Below are 15,369 nucleotides of genomic sequence, written 5' to 3' on the forward strand. Positions count from 1 at the left end.
CAAGATATATTGAATCTTGTACTTCTTTGCCGAATGGGCACTCCCGCATGTCACGGACTGCTAGAAATTGGCCACGGATTCTCTCCAGTGACCACATGACCATGGGACGAACTTGTCCGATACCCCACCCCCCACGTCCGGCAGACCGTCGGACAGCCGCCCACGCGGATCCCTGACCGGCGACTGGCCCGTCGGCAGGAAGCTGCGGGCGGTACTGCTCATCCCCGTGCTCGTCGCGCTCGTGCTGGGCGGCATCCGCGTGAAACGGTCGATCGACACCTGGCAGGCCGCCGACGACGCGGTGCGCGTCGCCGAACTCGTCCGGGCGGCCAACAAGTACGCGAGCGACGCCATCAACGAGCGCGACGTGTCGGTGATCCCGCTGCTGGCGGGTGACCGTACGTCCCCCACGGTCACCGAGGCCCGCGCGGTCACCGACGCGGACGCGCGGGCCTTCGACGCGGCGGTGGCCCGGATGCCGTCGACTCCCGGCCTGCTGCGGCGGATCCAGCTGGTGCGCAACGGTGAGCAGCAGCTCCCCGCGGTCCGCGCGAACGCCTTCACCGACCGTATGACGGGCGTCCAGAGCGAGGAGAGCTACCACCTCGTCCAGCACCCGCTGATGGAGATCTCCAACGAACTCGGCTTCGGCAGCGACAACCAGGCCAGCTTCGGCCGTTCCCTCTACGCCATCTCCCTCACGCAGGCGGCGGAGTCCCTCATCCGCGCCATCGGCACCCACCTGCTCGTGCAGGACCGCTCCCGGCTGGCCCCGGGCGAGCTGGAGATCCAGCTCGCCTCCTTCCGCTCGTACGCCTATCTCGAACAGGTCGGCCTGCAGGAGTACGCGGGCGCGGGCACCGCCGAGGACATGACCCGGCTGAGCACCGCCCTGGCGGACGCCGAGCGACGCGGCCGTGAGCAGAGCGCCCAGGCCGCCGAGCAGGCCGCGGCGGCAGGGGAGACCTACGTCGCCCCGCCCGCCCTGGAGCAGATGATCACTGAGATCTCCAGCGGCCGGCCGACCGCCGAGCTCGCCGCCTCCGGCATCACCCCGGAGTCCTTCTTCGCCGCCTCCACACTCGCCTTCGACGCCTACCGCGGCGTGCAGATCGACCTGACCGAGACCGCGCTGGCCGACGCGCGGGACATCGCAGACGAGGCGCGCAGGGACGCGATCACCAATGCCGCGCTCGTGCTCGTCGCCGTGCTGGCCGCGTTTCTGCTGGCCTCCTGGGTGGCGCGGTCGATGAGCCGGGGCATGCGCCGGCTGAGCGCCTCGGCCATCGAGATCGCCGAGCAACGGCTGCCCGCCGCGATCGACCGGCTGTCGCAGGCCGGGCCCGCCCGCGCCGACACCCCGGTGGAGCCGATCCCGATCACCACGACGGACGAGATCGGCGAGGTCGCCCGCGCCTTCGACCAGGTCCACCGCGAGGCCGTCCGGCTCGCCGCCGAGCAGGACCTGCTGCGCGGCAACATCAACGCGATCTTCACCAACCTCTCGCGGCGCAACCAGTCACTCATCGAGCGTCAGCTCGCCCTGATCGGCGATCTGGAGGACCACGAGGCCGACCCGGACCAGCTGGAGGACCTCTTCCGCCTGGACCACCTCGCGACCCGGATGCGCCGCAACGGCGAGAACCTGCTGGTGCTCGGCGGCGAGCGGCCCGCCCGGCAGTGGGACCGGCCGCTGCCCCTCGTCGACGTCATCCGGGCCGCCGCCTCCGAGGTCGAGCAGTACGAGCGCATCGAGCTCTCCGGGGTCCCGGAGGTCGAGATCGACGGGCAGGCGGTGACCGACCTGGTGCATCTGCTCGCCGAGCTGCTGGAGAACGCGACCGCCTTCTCCTCGCCCCGGTCCACGGTCCAGGTGACGGCGGCCCGGCTGCCCGACCGCCGGATCATGGTCGAGATCCATGACGAGGGCATCGGGCTGACACCCGAGGACTTCGCGGTGATCAACCACAAACTGGACCGGCCGCCGACCACGGACACCGACGTCTACCAGCACATGGGGCTGTTCGTGGTCGGCAGGCTGGCCGACCGGCACGGCATCCGGGTCCAGCTGCGTCCGTCCGGCGCGCGGTCCGGTACGACCTCGCTGGTCATGCTGCCCGACGCGGTCACCCACCGGCCGCCCGGCTCGGCCGACGTCGACACCCTGGCCCTGGCCACCGTCTCGGCGCTCCCCGAGCCGGACGGCGCGGAGGATCCGTTCAGCGCGTACGAGGCGTGGACCGACGACCATCCGCGCCCCAGGAGGTGACGGGGGCGCCGACCGGGGAACCCGGGGATCGTCCCCGTCACCAGGAGGCGATCATGTCCTGGACCACCCCTTCGCAGGCCGAGGGCGAGCGTGAGCCGGAGGACCTGCCGGACGAGCCGGAGCGTACGACGCCGTCGCAGGCCGAGGGCGAGGACGACGAGGAGACGACCGACGAGATCTCCTGACGCCCAGCGAGCGGCTGATACGAGCCCGCAACCACCCGGTGACCAGGCAGCAGGGCCTCAGGGCCGCAGACTGCTGACGAGGTCGGCGGTCGCCGTGATGCCGCTGCTGATGGTCGAGGCCATGCTGGTGCCGGACAGGAGGAAACCGAGCAGCAGACAGACCAGCGCGTGCGAGACCTTCAGTCCGCCGTTGCGCAGGAAGATCACCGCCAGGATCAGCAGCAAGAGCACCACTGAGATGGAAATGACCATCGCCAACCTCCTCCGCTACGTCCGCTTTCGCGGCGTTCGGCCGCAAGTGTGGCGTAGCGGAGGGTTGGTCCGGGCGGCCGACCTGTCCGCCGATCGGGTGGTCTGTCCCCGCCGGGTCAGGTGTGGGCGTCGAGGAACGCCTCCAGGCCGGCCAGGTCGTCGGTGTTGAGGTGGTCGACACCGGCGGCGAGCAGTGCGCCCCAGATCGCGTCGCGGGCCGGGCCGGCGAGGTCCGGGGTGGCCCAGAAGCGCACGCGCTGCCCGAGGTCGTGTGCGGCCCCGACGACGGTGTGCAGCTTGTGCCGCTCGGCGTCGGGGAAGGCGCCGACGCCGAGCCAGGTGAAGTGGCGCGTCCAGTTGTCGCTGATGAGCGGGATGAACGAGGCGGAAGCGGGGCCGCCGAGGTCGGTGAGGCGCCCGTCGTAGAAGGCGCGGCGGACGGTCTGGGTCTCCATGGGGACGCGCGCGGCCCGGTCGCCGGAGATCACGGCGGTCACCGGGCCCTGGCGCACCCGGCCGTGTGCGTACGTCGTGAACAGGTGGGCGTAGCGCCGCAGACGGCGGTCGAGTGCGAGGTAGGTCGAGGAGCCCTCGGTCTTGATGTCGATGAGCAGGTGCAGCGGGCGACGCCAACCCCTGTAGACCGAGCCGCCGTTGGCCCTGACGCGGGCGGCCAGCGGGTCGAGGTAGAGGGATTCGAGGGTGCGGGCCGGGTCGAGGTCCTCGGGGTCGTGGGCGACGAGGAGTTGGTCGCCGACGAGGAAGATGTCGGCCTCGACGCTGCCGAAGCGGTGGTCGAGGGCGTCGAACAGGGGGCGGGGGTGTTCGTAGTCGTTGTGCGCGTGGGCGCGCCACAACGGGCGGGGGTGGTGCCGCTGTTCGGCGGCCAGCGCGCTGCCGGTGGGCAGGGCGATCGCGCCGGCGAACGCGGCGCCGAGGGTGGTGAGGGCTGTGCGGCGGGTGGTGAGGGGCATGCGCATCCTCCCTGTGGGCCGGACGGGACCACAGGGAGTATGCGACTCGGCATGCCTCAACCGGCGTGTATGTGGCAGGAGTTGGCCGGACCGCCGTCACTTGTTCACTCCTTCGGCGCAGGTGCGCCGAGGAGCCCGGTGAAGGTCAGGGTGCCTGGAGGTCGACCAGATGGGCCAGCGCCTCGCGGTGCGCCCCTGCCGTGCCGTAGGCGATCGAGTCGGCCTTGGCGCGCTTGAGGTACAGGTGCGCCGGGTGTTCCCAGGTCATGCCGATCCCGCCGTGCAGCTGCACCGCCTCCTCGGCGGCGCGTACGGCGACGGGCGCGGCGTACGCCTGGGCGACGGCGACCGCCACCTCGGTGTCCCGGCCGGTCGCCAGGGCTTCGGCCGCGTTGCGGGCGGCGGCCCGGAGGCCGGCCACCTCCAGCCACAGCTGGGCAAGCCGGTGCTTGAGCGCCTGGAAGCCGCCGACGGGCCGGTTGAACTGCTTGCGCTCCTTCAGATAGCGCACCGTCTCGGTCAAGGACAGGTCGGCGACGCCCAGTTGCTCGGAGGCGAGCAGCCCGGCCGCGGCGCGCAGGCCGCGGCGTACGGCGGGTCCGGCGTCGCCGAGGCGGCGGCCGGGAGCGCCGTCCAGCCGTACCGTCGCCACCGGCCGGGTCAGGTCCAGGGAGGTCTGCGGGACGACGGTGGCCGCCTCCGCGTCGACCGCGTACAGCCCACCGTCCTGCGCCGGCACGAGCAGGACGTCCGCCGCGACCGCGTCCGCGACGCCGGTCAGCTCCCCTTGCAGACGGCCGCTGTCCAGTCGTACGACGGGAAAGGCGGCGCCCGGGGCGAGGTGCAGGCCGACCGCCAGCACGCCGACGGTCCGCCCGGAGGCGAGTCGGCCGAGCAGTTCCGCGTCCTCGCACTCCAGCAGGGCCTCGGTGGCCACCACGGCGCTGCTCAGATACGGCACGGGTGCGACGGCACGCCCCAACTCCTCCAGCACGACGGCGACTTCGCGGTGCGAGGCACCCTGTCCGCCCTGCGCCTCGGGGATCAGCAGCCCGGCGAGGCCCATGCCGTCGGCGAGGGACTTCCACAGGGCGAGGTCGTGCGGGGCGTCCGACTCGGTGCGCGCGATCACGCCCGCCGTGTCGCAGTGGTCGGTGAGCAGATCCCGGACGGCGGCGCGCAGCGCCTCTTCCTCCTCCGAGTACAGCAGATCGGGCTGTGTGCTCATCGGGCCAGGTCCTTCCATGCGACGTCCTTGTCGGTGCGCGGCTCGGCGGGCAGGCCCAGAACACGCTCGGCGACGATGTTCAGCAGGACCTCGCTGGTCCCGCCCTCGATGCTGTTGCCCTTGGAGCGCAGATAGCGGTATCCGGCCTCACGGCCGGTGAAGTCCACCAGCTCGGGGCGGCGCATGGTCCAGTCGTCGTACAACAGCCCTTCCTCGCCGAGGAGTTCGACCTCCAGGCCGCTGATCTCCTGGTTGAGGCGGGCGAAGGCGAGCTTCATGCCGGCGCCCTCGGGGCCGGGCTGGCCGGCGACGAGCTGCTGGCGCAGGCGTTCGCCGGTGAGGCGGGCGACCTCGGCGTCGACCCACAGCCTCAGCAGGCGCTGGTGCAGGTCGTGGGTGCGCAGTTCGGGGCGTTCGCGCCAGGTCTTCGAGACGGGGCCGATCATGCCGCCCTCGCGGGGGATGCGCATGCCGCCGATCGCGACGCGCTCGTTGTTCAGCGTCGTCTGTGCGACCCGCCAGCCGTCGCCGATCTCGCCCAGGCGGCGGTCGTCGGGGATGCGGACGTCGGTGAGGAAGACCTCGTTGAACTCGGCCTCGCCGGTGATCTGCCGCAGCGGGCGCACCTCGACACCGGGGTCGGTCATGTCGCACAGGAAGTACGTGACACCGGCGTGCTTGGGCACGTCGGGGTCGGTGCGGGCGATGAGGATGGCCCAGCGGGCGACATGGGCGCTGGAGGTCCACACCTTCTGCCCGTTGACGACCCAGGTGTCGCCCTCCCGTACGGCCCGCGTGCCGAGCGCGGCCAGGTCGGAGCCGGCGCCGGGCTCGCTGAAGAGCTGGCACCAGACCTCCTCGCCCGTCCACAGCGGCCGCAGGAAGCGCCGCTTCTGCTCCTCGGTGCCGTAGCGCAGGATCGTCGGGGCGGCCATGCCGAGGCCGATGCCGATGCGGCGGGGGTCGTTGTCGGGGGCGCCCGCCGCCTCCAGCTCGGCGTCCACGACGGCCTGGAGGGAGCGGGGAGCGCCGAGTCCACCGAGGCCCTCCGGGTAGTGCACCCAGGCGAGTCCGGCGTCGAAGCGGGCGCGCAGGAAGTCCAGGCGGTCGGTGTTCGCGGGCTGGTACTCGGCCAGCAACTCGGCCGTACGGCGCTTGAGTTCCGTTGCGTCGGTCATGCGGCGTCCTCCCCCACGACGGCGATCCGGCCGGTGCTCAGGCCGTCCGCCACCTTCTGCACGGCGGTCGCGGCCCCGCTCAGCGGCACCCGCTCGCTCACCAGCGGCTTGATCGCGCCGCGCGCGGCCAGCTCGGTGAGCTGTTCGTGGCAGTGCCGGACCAGCTTGGGGTTCTTGGTGTTGTACAGGCCCCAGTGCAGGCCGAGGATCGAGTAGTTCTTCACCAGGGCGTGGTTGAGCCCCGGGCTGGGGATGGTGCCGCTGGCGAAGCCGACGACCACGATCCGCCCCTCGAAGGCGACGACCTTGGCGGACTGGGCGTACGCCTCACCCCCGACCGGGTCGTAGATCACATCGGCGCCCCGGCCGCCGGTGGCCTCCTTCACGGCGGCGACGACGTCCTCGGCGCGCCGGTCGACGACGACGTCACAGCCCAGCTCCCGCGCCACCGCCGCCTTCTCGGCGCCTCCGACCACCCCGATGACGGTGGCGCCGGCCGCCTTGCCCAGCTGTACGGCCGCGCTCCCGACCCCGCCGGCGGCGGCATGGACGAGCAGCGTCTCACCGGCTTCCAGCCCGGCACGCCGGTGCAGACCGAACCAGCCCGTCTGGTAGCCGATGTGCAGCGCGGCCGCCTCCGCGTCGTCGAGGACGTCGGGCGCGGGCAGCACGGCGGCGGCGTCCGCGACGGCGTACTCGGCGAAACCGCCGTACGGCAGCGCGGGGTTGGCGATCACCCGGCGGCCGTCCTCGGTCTCGCCGCAGATCTCCACGCCCGGGGTGAAGGGCAGCGGCGGACGGACCTGGTAGTGGCCCCTGCACATCAGCACGTCCGGGAAGTTGATGTTGGCGGCGCGCACCTTCAGCAGGACCTGGCCGTCACCGGGCGTGGGCGGCTCGACGTCCGTCAGCAGCATCACCTCGCTCGGCTCGCCGTTCTCGTGCACTTGCCATGCCTGCATGCGGGGCCTCCACGGGACTGCTTCGTCTGACCGGGTCGGATCGCATACTAAGCGGTCGCTTGCCGATCAGGGAACAGTCCGGCGTCTGAACAGTCCGGCGTCTGAACAGTCCGGCACCTCAGGACCGCTTGGGCCGCGCCCGCACATGCATCCGCTCCCCCTGCGGCCCGAACAGGCTGAGGAACTCCACCGGCCCCTCCCCCGTCGACCCGAACCAGTGCGGCACCCGGGTGTCGAACTCGGCCGCCTCCCCGGCCGTGAGCACCACGTCGTGCTCGCCGAGCACGATCCGCAGCCGCCCGGACAGGACGTAGAGCCACTCATAGCCCTCGTGCGTGCGCGGTTCGGGTTCGAGCTGCTGCCGCGGTACCAGGATCTTGTACGCCTGGAGGCCGCCGGGCTGCCGGGTGAGCGGGATGTACGTCCGCCCGTGCCGCACGATCGGCTTGGCCCGTACCCTCGGGTCCCCGACCGGCGGGGCGCCGACCAGTTCGTCCAGCGGCACCTGATGGGCCTGGGCGATCGGCAGCAGCAGCTCCAGGCTGGGCTTGCGCAGTCCGGACTCCAGCCGGGACAGGGTGCTCACGGAGATGCCGGTCGCCTCGGACAGCGCCGCGAGCGTCACCTCCCGCTCCTTGCGGACCCGCCGCAGCCTCGGACCGACCTCGGCGAGCACGTCATCGGTAGTCATGAGCCCTATTGCAGAATCGGCAAAGAAGCTTGTCAATCCCGCACTCCCGGAACGACCGTGTCGGCATGACCGAGACATACGGCGAGACCTACGAAGTGATCGTGATCGGCGGCGGCGCCGCGGGCCTGTCCGCCGCCCTGGTGCTGGGCCGGGCCCGGCGCCGCACCCTGGTCGTCGACGCGGGCGAACCGCGCAACGCGCCCGCCGCCCACATGCAGGGTTTCCTCTCCCGGGACGGCATGCCGCCCGCCGAGTTCCTGGCCGTCGGCCGCGAGGAGATCGCGCGCTACGGCGTGCGGCTGGTCCGGGACCGGGCGGTGGACGCCCGCCGGGACGAGGACTTCGCGGTGACTCTGGCGAGCGGGCGGACCATGCACGCCCGGAGGCTGGTCGTCGCGACCGGCCTGAGGGACGAACTGCCGGAGGTGCCCGGCGTCGCCGAGCGGTTCGGCCGGGACGTCCTGCACTGCCCGTACTGCCACGGCTGGGAGGTGCGCGACCAGGCGTTCGGTGTGCTCGCCACCGGTCCGACGAGCGTGCACCAGGCGCTGATGGTCACCCAGTGGTCGAAGGACGTGACGCTCTTCCTGCACACGGTGGCCGAGGAGGAGCTGTCCGACGACGATCTGCGGCGGCTCGCGGCGGCGGGCGTGAAGGTGGTGCCGGGCGAGGTCGCGGCGCTGACGGTCGAGGACGACCGGCTCACCGGGGTCCGGCTCTCTGGGGGAGGCTCGGCGCACGCGCGCGACGTGCTCTTCGTGGCTCCGAAGGCCGTGCCGCAGACGGACCTGCTGGCGAAGCTCGGCGCCGAGATGCGGGACACCCCGTTCGGCAGCTACCCGGTGATCGACGAGCGGGGCCTGACGACCGTGCCGGGCCTGTGGGCGGCGGGCAACGCCAGCGGCTTCTCCGAGCAGGTGATCAACGCGGCCAGCCGGGGCTACCGGGCCGGGGCGACGATCAACGGCGAGCTGCTGATGAGCGACCTGGACGCGGCGGTCCAGGTGTAGCCGTCCCGCGGGCGTTGCACCATGGCTGCATGCTGCTGGCCCGGCTCGCCGAGGTGTCCCGGGAGGTCGCCGCCACCTCGGCGCGCTCCCGCAAGATCGCGCTGCTCGCCGAGTTGTTCCGGGACGCGGACGCCGACGACGTGCCGATCGTGATCCCCTACCTGGCGGGCCGGCTCCCGCAGGGCCGCCTCGGCGTCGGCTGGAAGGTGCTCGGCCGCCCGGTCGACCCCGCGGGGGAGCCGTCCCTGACCGTGCGGGAGGTGGACGCCCGGCTCACCGAGCTGGGCAAGGTGTCCGGCACCGGCTCCCAGGCCGCACGGGCCCGGCTGGTCGGCGAGCTGATGGGCGCGGCCACCGCCGGCGAGCAGCGGTTCCTGCTCGGCCTGCTCACCGGCGAGGTCCGGCAGGGCGCGCTGGACGCGCTCGCGGCGGAGGGGCTCGCCCAGGCGACGGGGGTGCCTGCGGCGGACGTACGGCGGGCGGTGATGCTGGCCGGTTCGCTCCAGCCGGTCGCGCGGGCGCTGCTCGCCGAGGGGCCGGGGGCGGTGGACCGCTTCCGCCTCACGGTCGGCCGCCCGGTGCTGCCGATGCTCGCGCACACCGCTTCGTCGGTGGCCGAGGCGGTCGGCCGGCTCGGCGCCTGCGCGGTGGAGGAGAAGCTGGACGGCATCCGCGTCCAGGTCCACCGCGACGGCGACGACGTCCGCCTCTACACCCGCACCCTCGACGACATCACCGACCGCCTGCCCGAACTGACCGCGGCCGCACGGGAGCTGAGGGGACGTCGGTTCATCCTGGACGGCGAGGTCATCGCCTTCGACGCCGAGGGGCGGCCCCGCTCCTTCCAGGAGACCGCCGGGCGCGTCGGCTCCCGCGTGGACGTGGTGACCGCCGCCGAGGCGGTCCCCGTCTCCCCCGTGTTCTTCGACGCGCTGTCCGTCGACGGCGACGACCTGCTCGACCTGCCGTTCACCGAGCGGCACGCGGCGCTGGCGCGGCTGGTGCCCGAGCCGATGCGGGTCCGGCGGACGGTGGTGTCGGGACCGCTGGACGTACCGTCGGCTCAGGCGTTCCTGGACGAGACCCTGGACCGCGGCCACGAGGGGGTGGTCCTCAAGGCCCTCGACGCCCCCTACAGCGCGGGCCGGCGCGGCGCCTCCTGGCTGAAGGTCAAACCCGTCCACACCCTTGACCTGGTCGTCCTGGCCGCCGAGTGGGGCCACGGCCGCCGCACCGGCAAGCTGTCCAACCTGCACCTGGGAGCGCGGCGCGCGGACGGCTCGTACGCCATGCTCGGAAAAACATTCAAAGGGATGACCGACACGATGCTGGCCTGGCAGACCGAGCGCCTCCAGCAGCTCGCCGTCGAGGACGACGGCCGGGTGGTGACCGTACGCCCCGAACTCGTCGTGGAGATCGCCTACGACGGCCTGCAGCGCTCCTCCCGCTACCCGGCCGGCGTCACCCTCCGCTTCGCGCGCGTGGTCCGCTACCGCGAGGACAAGCGGCCGGAGGACGCCGACACCGTGGAGACCCTGCTGGCCGCGCACCCGGAGGTACGGCCATGACATCCGCGCGGCACAGTGCCGGCCTGCTGCTGTTCCGGCACACGGCCGACGGGCTGGAGGTGTTGCTGGGCCATATGGGCGGCCCGTACTTCGCCCGGAAGGACGCCGGGGCGTGGACCGTCCCCAAGGGCGAGTACGACCCCGGCGAGCGCCCCTGGGAAGCGGCCCGGCGTGAGTTCCGCGAGGAGCTGGGCGTGGCACCGCCGGACGGGGAGCCGATCGACCTCGGGGAGGTCCGCCAGCGCGGCGGCAAGGTGGTCACCGCCTGGGCCGTCGAGGCGGATCTCGACCCGGCGACCGTCGTCCCCGGCACGTTCACCATGGAGTGGCCGCCGCGCTCGGGCCGCCTCGCTCAGTTCCCCGAGCTGGACCGGGTCGCCTGGCACGGCATCGACCGCGCCCGGGAGCTGGTCGTCACCGCGCAGACCGCGTTTCTCGACCGGCTGGCGGAGCACTCGGCCTGAGCAGCCGCCCACGCGTTGCGGTAGCCCCCGCCGCGCGCGAAGGTCGAAGCACAGTCAGCTTCAGGAGGTCGGTCATGCCCATCGCGACGGTGAACCCGGCGAACGGCGAGACGCTCAAGGCGTACGAGGCCATGGACGAGGAGGAGCTGGAGCGCCGGCTCCAGCTGGCGGAGGCCACGTTCCGCACGTACCGGACCACGTCGTTCACCGAGCGGGCCGGGCTGCTGAACCGGGCCGCCGACCTCCTCGACGAGGACCAGGCGGACATCGCCCGCACCATCACCACCGAGATGGGCAAGCCGATCAGGCAGGCCCGCGCGGAGGCCGCCAAGTGCGCGAAGGCGATGCGCTGGTACGCCGAGCACGCGCGGGCACTGCTCGCCGACGAGGAGCCGCCCACCGACCAGGTGAAGGACTCGGGCGCCTCCCGGGTCCTGGTGCGCTACCGGCCGCTGGGCCCCGTCCTCGCGATCATGCCGTGGAACTTCCCGCTCTGGCAGGTCGTCCGCTTCGCCGCGCCCGCGCTGATGGCGGGCAACGTGGGCCTGCTCAAGCACGCCTCGAACGTGCCGCAGACCGCCCTCTACCTGGAGGACCTCTTCCACCGGGCGGGCTTCACCGAGGGCTGCTTCCAGACGCTGCTCGTCGAGGCGCGGGCGGTGGACGAGATCCTGCGCGACGAGCGCGTCAAGGCCGCCACTCTGACCGGCAGCGAGCCCGCGGGGCGGGCGGTCGCCTCCACCGCCGGGGAGATGGTCAAGAAGACGGTGCTGGAGCTGGGCGGCAGCGATCCCTTCGTCGTCATGCCGTCCGCCGACCTCGACCGGGCGGCGCAGGTCGCGGTCAACGCCCGCGCCCAGAACACCGGGCAGTCCTGCATCGCCGCCAAACGGTTCATCGTTCACTCGGACGTGTACGACGCGTTCGCCGAGCGGTTCGTCGACGGGATGCGAGCGCTGCGGGTCGGCGACCCGATGGAGGAGGAGACGGAGATCGGGCCGCTGGCGAGCGAGCGCGGACGGGACGATCTGGAGGAACTGGTCGACGACGCGCGGCGCGGCGGCGCGGAGGTGCTGTGCGGCGGCCACCGGCTGCGCCGGCCCGAGCTGCCCGGCTGGTACTACCCGCCGACGGTGCTCGCGGGCATCACCCGGGAGATGCGCATCCACCGCGAGGAGGCGTTCGGCCCGGTGGCCACCCTGTACCGCGCGGCCGACCTCGACGAGGCGGTGCTCATCGCCAACGACTCGCCGTTCGGGCTGAGTTCCAATGTGTGGACGCGGGACGAGGCGGAGGTCGAGCGGTTCGTACGGGACCTGGAGGCCGGCGGGGTGTACTTCAACGGGATGACCGCGTCGCATCCGGCGTTCCCGTTCGGCGGGGTGAAGCGGTCGGGGTACGGGCGTGAGCTGTCCGGGCACGGAATCCGGGAGTTCTGCAACATCACGACGGTTTGGCATGGTGCGTGACGCTCGCGGGGCTACGATCTGCGGTTGTGAACCGCGAAGTGACTCTGCCGCTGATCGTCGATGACCGGGGTTCCCTGCAGGTGGCTGCCGCCGATGTGAGCAGGTTGTTGCGGACCGTGGGGACCAGGTGGGTGCGGCTTGTCGAGGCCGGGGAGGATCTCGACGAGGACACGGTGGCCGTGTTGACGATCGAGCTGGCGAAGCTCGCGGATCGGATCGACGTGGCGTGTATCGCGCACAGCAGTGGGGCGCCGTAGAGGGGCCTCCGGCCCAGGGCGCGGGGCTGTATCGATATGCGGCTCCGCCGCGGTGTGCGCGACCAGCCCCCACGCACCCGTGGACCGCCTCCTACCGAATGGGCATCCCGGAGAGCGTCCGGGCGATCACCAGCCGCTGGATCTCGCTGGTCCCCTCGAAGATGGTGTAGATCGCCGCGTCGCGGTGCATGCGCTCCACCGGGTATTCACGGGTGTAACCGTTGCCACCCAGGATCTGGATGGCCTGGGCGGTGACCTTCTTCGCCGTCTCGCTCGCGAAGAGCTTCGACATCGACCCCTCGGCCGCCGTGAACGGCCTGCCGTTGATCGCCATCCACGAGGCCCGCCAGACCAGCAGCCGCGCCGCGTCGATCTGCGTCCGCATGTCCGCCAGCTGGAAGGCGACACCCTGGTTGTCGATGATCGGCCGCCCGAACTGCTCCCGGGTCCTGGCGTAGTCGAGGGCGACCTCGTAGGCGGCGCGGGCCGTGCCCACCGCCATCGCTCCCACGGCGGGCCGACTCGCCTCGAACGTGGCCATCGCCGCGTTCTTGACCCTCTCGCCGCTCTGCTTGGCCCGCTCCCGGGCCCGGGCCAGCCGCTCGTCCAGCTTCTCCTTGCCGCCGAGCAGGCAGGAACCGGGCACGCGGACGTTGTCGAGGATCACCTCGGCGGTGTGCGAGGCGCGGATGCCGTGCTTCTTGAACTTCTGGCCCTGGGACAGGCCGGGCGTGTCCGGCGGGACGATGAAGGACGCGTGGCCCTTGGAGCCCAGTTCGGGGTCGACGACGGCGACGACCACATGGACGTTGGCGATGCCGCCGTTGGTCGCCCAGGTCTTCGTGCCGTTGATCACCCACTCGTCCTTGGCCTCGTCGTACACCGCCCGGGTGCGCATCGAGGCCACGTCCGAGCCGGCGTCGGGCTCGGAGGAGCAGAACGCGGCCACCTTCACGTCGCCGGCGTCGCCGTACATCTGGGGGATCCAGGTGCCGATCTGCTCCTCGGTGCCGTTGGCGAGGACGCCCACGGCGGCGAGGCCGGTGCCGACGATGGAGAGCGCGATGCCCGCGTCGCCCCAGAAGAGCTCCTCCATCGCCATGGGGATGCCGAGGCCGGTGGGGTCGAAGTACTGCTGGGCGTAGAAGTCGAGGGAGTAGATGCCGACCTTCGCGGCCTCCTGGATGACCGGCCAGGGAGTCTCCTCACGCTCGTCCCATTCGGCGGCCGCGGGGCGGATGACATCGGCGGCGAAACCGTGCAGCCAGTCCCGGACCTCCTTCTGTTCGTCGTTGAGCTCCATGGTGAACTCGGCCATGTCCCCTCCAGCGGCGGTACACATCGGTGTTACTAGCGGTAACTCGAGTCTGTTACCGGTCGGTAGGAAAAGTCAACTCCTGATGACAGCTCGGCATCCCGTTCGATGTCAGGGCAGTGTGGAGTGCTAGTTTGCGCAGGCGTCACCGAATCAGCACGGGTGGGGAGAGCACATGGACACCACGCAGCGGACCGACCAGCAGCGGTCCGCCGACCGCCGACGGCGCGAACTGCTGGAGGCGGCGGACCGGGTGGTGCTCCGGGACGGCCCTCAGGCGTCGATGAACGCCATCGCCGCCGAGGCGGGCATCACCAAGCCGATCCTCTACCGCCACTTCGGCGACAAGGGCGGGCTGTACGCGGCGCTGGCCAAGCGGCACACGGACGCGCTGCTGGCCTCTCTGCGGGCGGCGCTCGACGCGCCGGCCGACCGGCGGGAGCGGGTCGAGGCCACGCTCGACACGTACCTCGCGGCGATCGAGGCACGACCCCAGGTGTACCGGTTCCTCATGCATCCGGCGGAGGGGTCCCCGAGCGGGGACCAGGGGTTCGACGTCGGCAAGCACAGCGCTCCGCTGTTGCGGCGGATGGGCGAGGAGCTGGCCCAGGTCATCGAGGAGCGGCTGGATCTCGGGCCCGGCAGTCAGCAGCTCGCGCGGGTGTGGGGCCACGGGATCGTCGGCATGATGCATGCCGCCGGGGACTGGTGGCTGGGTGAGCGCCCCTGTTCCCGAGCTGAGCTGGTGCGCAGCCTGGCGGACCTGCTGTGGGGGCGCCTTGCGGCAGCGGGGGACAAACTGGGCGGCCCAGGGTTCTGAACCCCCAGGGGCGCGGGGAACTGCGCGACCAGCCACGACGGACCCGCACCCGCGAAAACTCATCGCCCCCACGGCGCTCGCGCGGCCCGCCGCAACACCCTCCGCTTACGCCACCCCGTGAGGTGATCCACGTAGACCCGGCCCTCCAAGTGGTCCACCTCATGTTGCAGGCACCTCGCGAAGAACCCCGTCCCGTGCACGGTCACCGGCTCCCCCGTCACCGTGAAGCCCTCGACCACCGCATGGTCGTAGCGCTCGGTGCCCGCCTCCAGACCCGGCAGGGAGAGGCAGCCCTCGGGGCCGCGGATCACCACTCCGTCCGCCTCCACCAGGCGCGGGTTCACGACATGGCCGAGGTGGCGGACGTCCTCGTCGTCGGGGCAGTCGTAGACGAAGACCCGCAGCGGCTCCCCCACTTGGTTGGCGGCGAGGCCCACGCCGCGCGCCGCGTACATCGTCGCGAACAAATCCTCCACGAGCGCGGCCAGTTCCGGGCCGAAGTCCGTGACATCCTTGCAGGGCTCGTGCAGCACCGGGCTGCCGAGCAGGGTGAGGGGCCGGACGCGCCCGCGGGCGCCCGGGATCGAGCCGTGTCGCATGGCCGCAAGGGTACGGTCCTCTCTGCCCACGCCCCGCCGCGCACGCGTGGGCCGGGATTCGGGAGTGCGAATGGATCTCGATAGGCTGACCACCCACCACGGTGCCGTCAGGCTTCAGGCGCGGCGCG

16 protein-coding genes are annotated in these 15,369 nt (G+C 72.0%); 8 read left to right on the plus strand and 8 right to left on the minus strand.

Features of this window, described 5'->3' with window-relative positions:
- The first annotated feature begins 112 nt into the window (after positions 1 to 112).
- Positions 113 to 2,269 carry a nitrate- and nitrite sensing domain-containing protein gene (locus ACH5AC_RS27585; RefSeq protein WP_398864873.1) on the plus strand — a complete coding sequence of 719 codons (2,157 nt, stop codon included), beginning with the start codon at positions 113 to 115 and terminating at the stop codon, positions 2,267 to 2,269.
- A gap of 53 nt (positions 2,270 to 2,322) precedes the next feature.
- Positions 2,323 to 2,454 carry a hypothetical protein gene (locus ACH5AC_RS27590; RefSeq protein WP_398864874.1) on the plus strand — a complete coding sequence of 44 codons (132 nt, stop codon included), beginning with the start codon at positions 2,323 to 2,325 and terminating at the stop codon, positions 2,452 to 2,454.
- A gap of 57 nt (positions 2,455 to 2,511) precedes the next feature.
- Here ACH5AC_RS27590 and ACH5AC_RS27595 read toward each other — a convergent pair whose 3' ends face one another.
- The 6 genes from ACH5AC_RS27595 to ACH5AC_RS27620 form a co-directional block, all read right to left on the minus strand.
- Positions 2,512 to 2,706: a hypothetical protein gene (locus ACH5AC_RS27595; RefSeq protein ID WP_398864875.1), complete on the minus strand. Its 195-nt coding sequence runs from the start codon at positions 2,704 to 2,706 to the stop codon at positions 2,512 to 2,514.
- 116 nt (positions 2,707 to 2,822) lie between these two features.
- Positions 2,823 to 3,680 (minus strand): phosphatidylinositol-specific phospholipase C/glycerophosphodiester phosphodiesterase family protein, encoded by an 858-nt coding sequence (locus tag ACH5AC_RS27600; RefSeq protein WP_398864876.1) that lies wholly within the window; start codon positions 3,678 to 3,680, stop codon positions 2,823 to 2,825.
- A 145-nt stretch (positions 3,681 to 3,825) separates the two neighbouring features.
- Positions 3,826 to 4,908 (minus strand): acyl-CoA dehydrogenase family protein, encoded by a 1,083-nt coding sequence (locus ACH5AC_RS27605; protein WP_398864877.1) that lies wholly within the window; start codon positions 4,906 to 4,908, stop codon positions 3,826 to 3,828.
- On the minus strand, positions 4,905 to 6,086 hold the full coding sequence (locus ACH5AC_RS27610) for an acyl-CoA dehydrogenase family protein (protein ID WP_398864878.1): 1,182 nt from the start codon (positions 6,084 to 6,086) through the stop codon (positions 4,905 to 4,907). Before ACH5AC_RS27610 ends, ACH5AC_RS27605 begins: the two co-directional genes overlap by 4 nt.
- Positions 6,083 to 7,048 carry an NADPH:quinone oxidoreductase family protein gene (locus tag ACH5AC_RS27615; RefSeq protein ID WP_398864879.1) on the minus strand — a complete coding sequence of 322 codons (966 nt, stop codon included), beginning with the start codon at positions 7,046 to 7,048 and terminating at the stop codon, positions 6,083 to 6,085. Before ACH5AC_RS27615 ends, ACH5AC_RS27610 begins: the two co-directional genes overlap by 4 nt.
- 118 nt (positions 7,049 to 7,166) lie before the next feature.
- Positions 7,167 to 7,739 carry a helix-turn-helix domain-containing protein gene (locus ACH5AC_RS27620; RefSeq protein WP_398864880.1) on the minus strand — a complete coding sequence of 191 codons (573 nt, stop codon included), beginning with the start codon at positions 7,737 to 7,739 and terminating at the stop codon, positions 7,167 to 7,169.
- 65 nt (positions 7,740 to 7,804) lie between these two features.
- Here ACH5AC_RS27620 and ACH5AC_RS27625 point away from each other — a divergent pair, with 65 nt between their 5' ends.
- The 5 genes from ACH5AC_RS27625 to ACH5AC_RS27645 all read left to right on the plus strand — a co-directional run bounded on the left by ACH5AC_RS27625 (position 7,805) and on the right by ACH5AC_RS27645 (position 12,507).
- The gene (locus tag ACH5AC_RS27625; protein ID WP_398864881.1) at positions 7,805 to 8,749 is read left to right on the plus strand and encodes an NAD(P)/FAD-dependent oxidoreductase; all 945 of its coding nucleotides are present in this window, start codon (positions 7,805 to 7,807) and stop codon (positions 8,747 to 8,749) included.
- Positions 8,750 to 8,778: 29 nt separating this feature from the next.
- On the plus strand, positions 8,779 to 10,317 hold the full coding sequence (locus ACH5AC_RS27630) for an ATP-dependent DNA ligase (protein ID WP_398864882.1): 1,539 nt from the start codon (positions 8,779 to 8,781) through the stop codon (positions 10,315 to 10,317).
- On the plus strand, positions 10,314 to 10,781 hold the full coding sequence (locus ACH5AC_RS27635; RefSeq protein WP_398864883.1) for an NUDIX domain-containing protein: 468 nt from the start codon (positions 10,314 to 10,316) through the stop codon (positions 10,779 to 10,781). Before ACH5AC_RS27630 ends, ACH5AC_RS27635 begins: the two co-directional genes overlap by 4 nt.
- A gap of 74 nt (positions 10,782 to 10,855) precedes the next feature.
- A complete protein-coding gene (locus tag ACH5AC_RS27640) occupies positions 10,856 to 12,250 on the plus strand; it encodes an NADP-dependent succinic semialdehyde dehydrogenase (RefSeq protein ID WP_398864884.1) in 1,395 nt (464 codons plus the stop codon).
- Positions 12,251 to 12,276: 26 nt separating this feature from the next.
- Positions 12,277 to 12,507, plus strand: a complete 231-nt coding sequence (locus ACH5AC_RS27645; RefSeq protein WP_398864885.1) for a DUF6213 family protein — start codon at positions 12,277 to 12,279, stop codon at positions 12,505 to 12,507.
- Positions 12,508 to 12,598: 91 nt separating this feature from the next.
- Here ACH5AC_RS27645 and ACH5AC_RS27650 read toward each other — a convergent pair whose 3' ends face one another.
- On the minus strand, positions 12,599 to 13,825 hold the full coding sequence (locus ACH5AC_RS27650; RefSeq protein WP_398864886.1) for an acyl-CoA dehydrogenase family protein: 1,227 nt from the start codon (positions 13,823 to 13,825) through the stop codon (positions 12,599 to 12,601).
- Between the two features lie 172 nt (positions 13,826 to 13,997).
- On the opposite strand from ACH5AC_RS27650, the gene ACH5AC_RS27655 reads away from it, so the two are divergent.
- Positions 13,998 to 14,642 (plus strand): TetR family transcriptional regulator, encoded by a 645-nt coding sequence (locus ACH5AC_RS27655; RefSeq protein WP_398864887.1) that lies wholly within the window; start codon positions 13,998 to 14,000, stop codon positions 14,640 to 14,642.
- Positions 14,643 to 14,701: 59 nt separating this feature from the next.
- On the opposite strand, the gene def is transcribed toward ACH5AC_RS27655, so the two are convergent.
- Positions 14,702 to 15,241: a peptide deformylase gene (gene def / locus ACH5AC_RS27660; protein WP_398864888.1), complete on the minus strand. Its 540-nt coding sequence runs from the start codon at positions 15,239 to 15,241 to the stop codon at positions 14,702 to 14,704.
- Positions 15,242 to 15,369: the final 128 nt, after the last annotated feature.

Origin of the sequence: Streptomyces sp. NPDC018693 (assembly GCF_044391385.1) — a bacterium.
GTDB lineage: Bacteria > Actinomycetota > Actinomycetes > Streptomycetales > Streptomycetaceae > Streptomyces.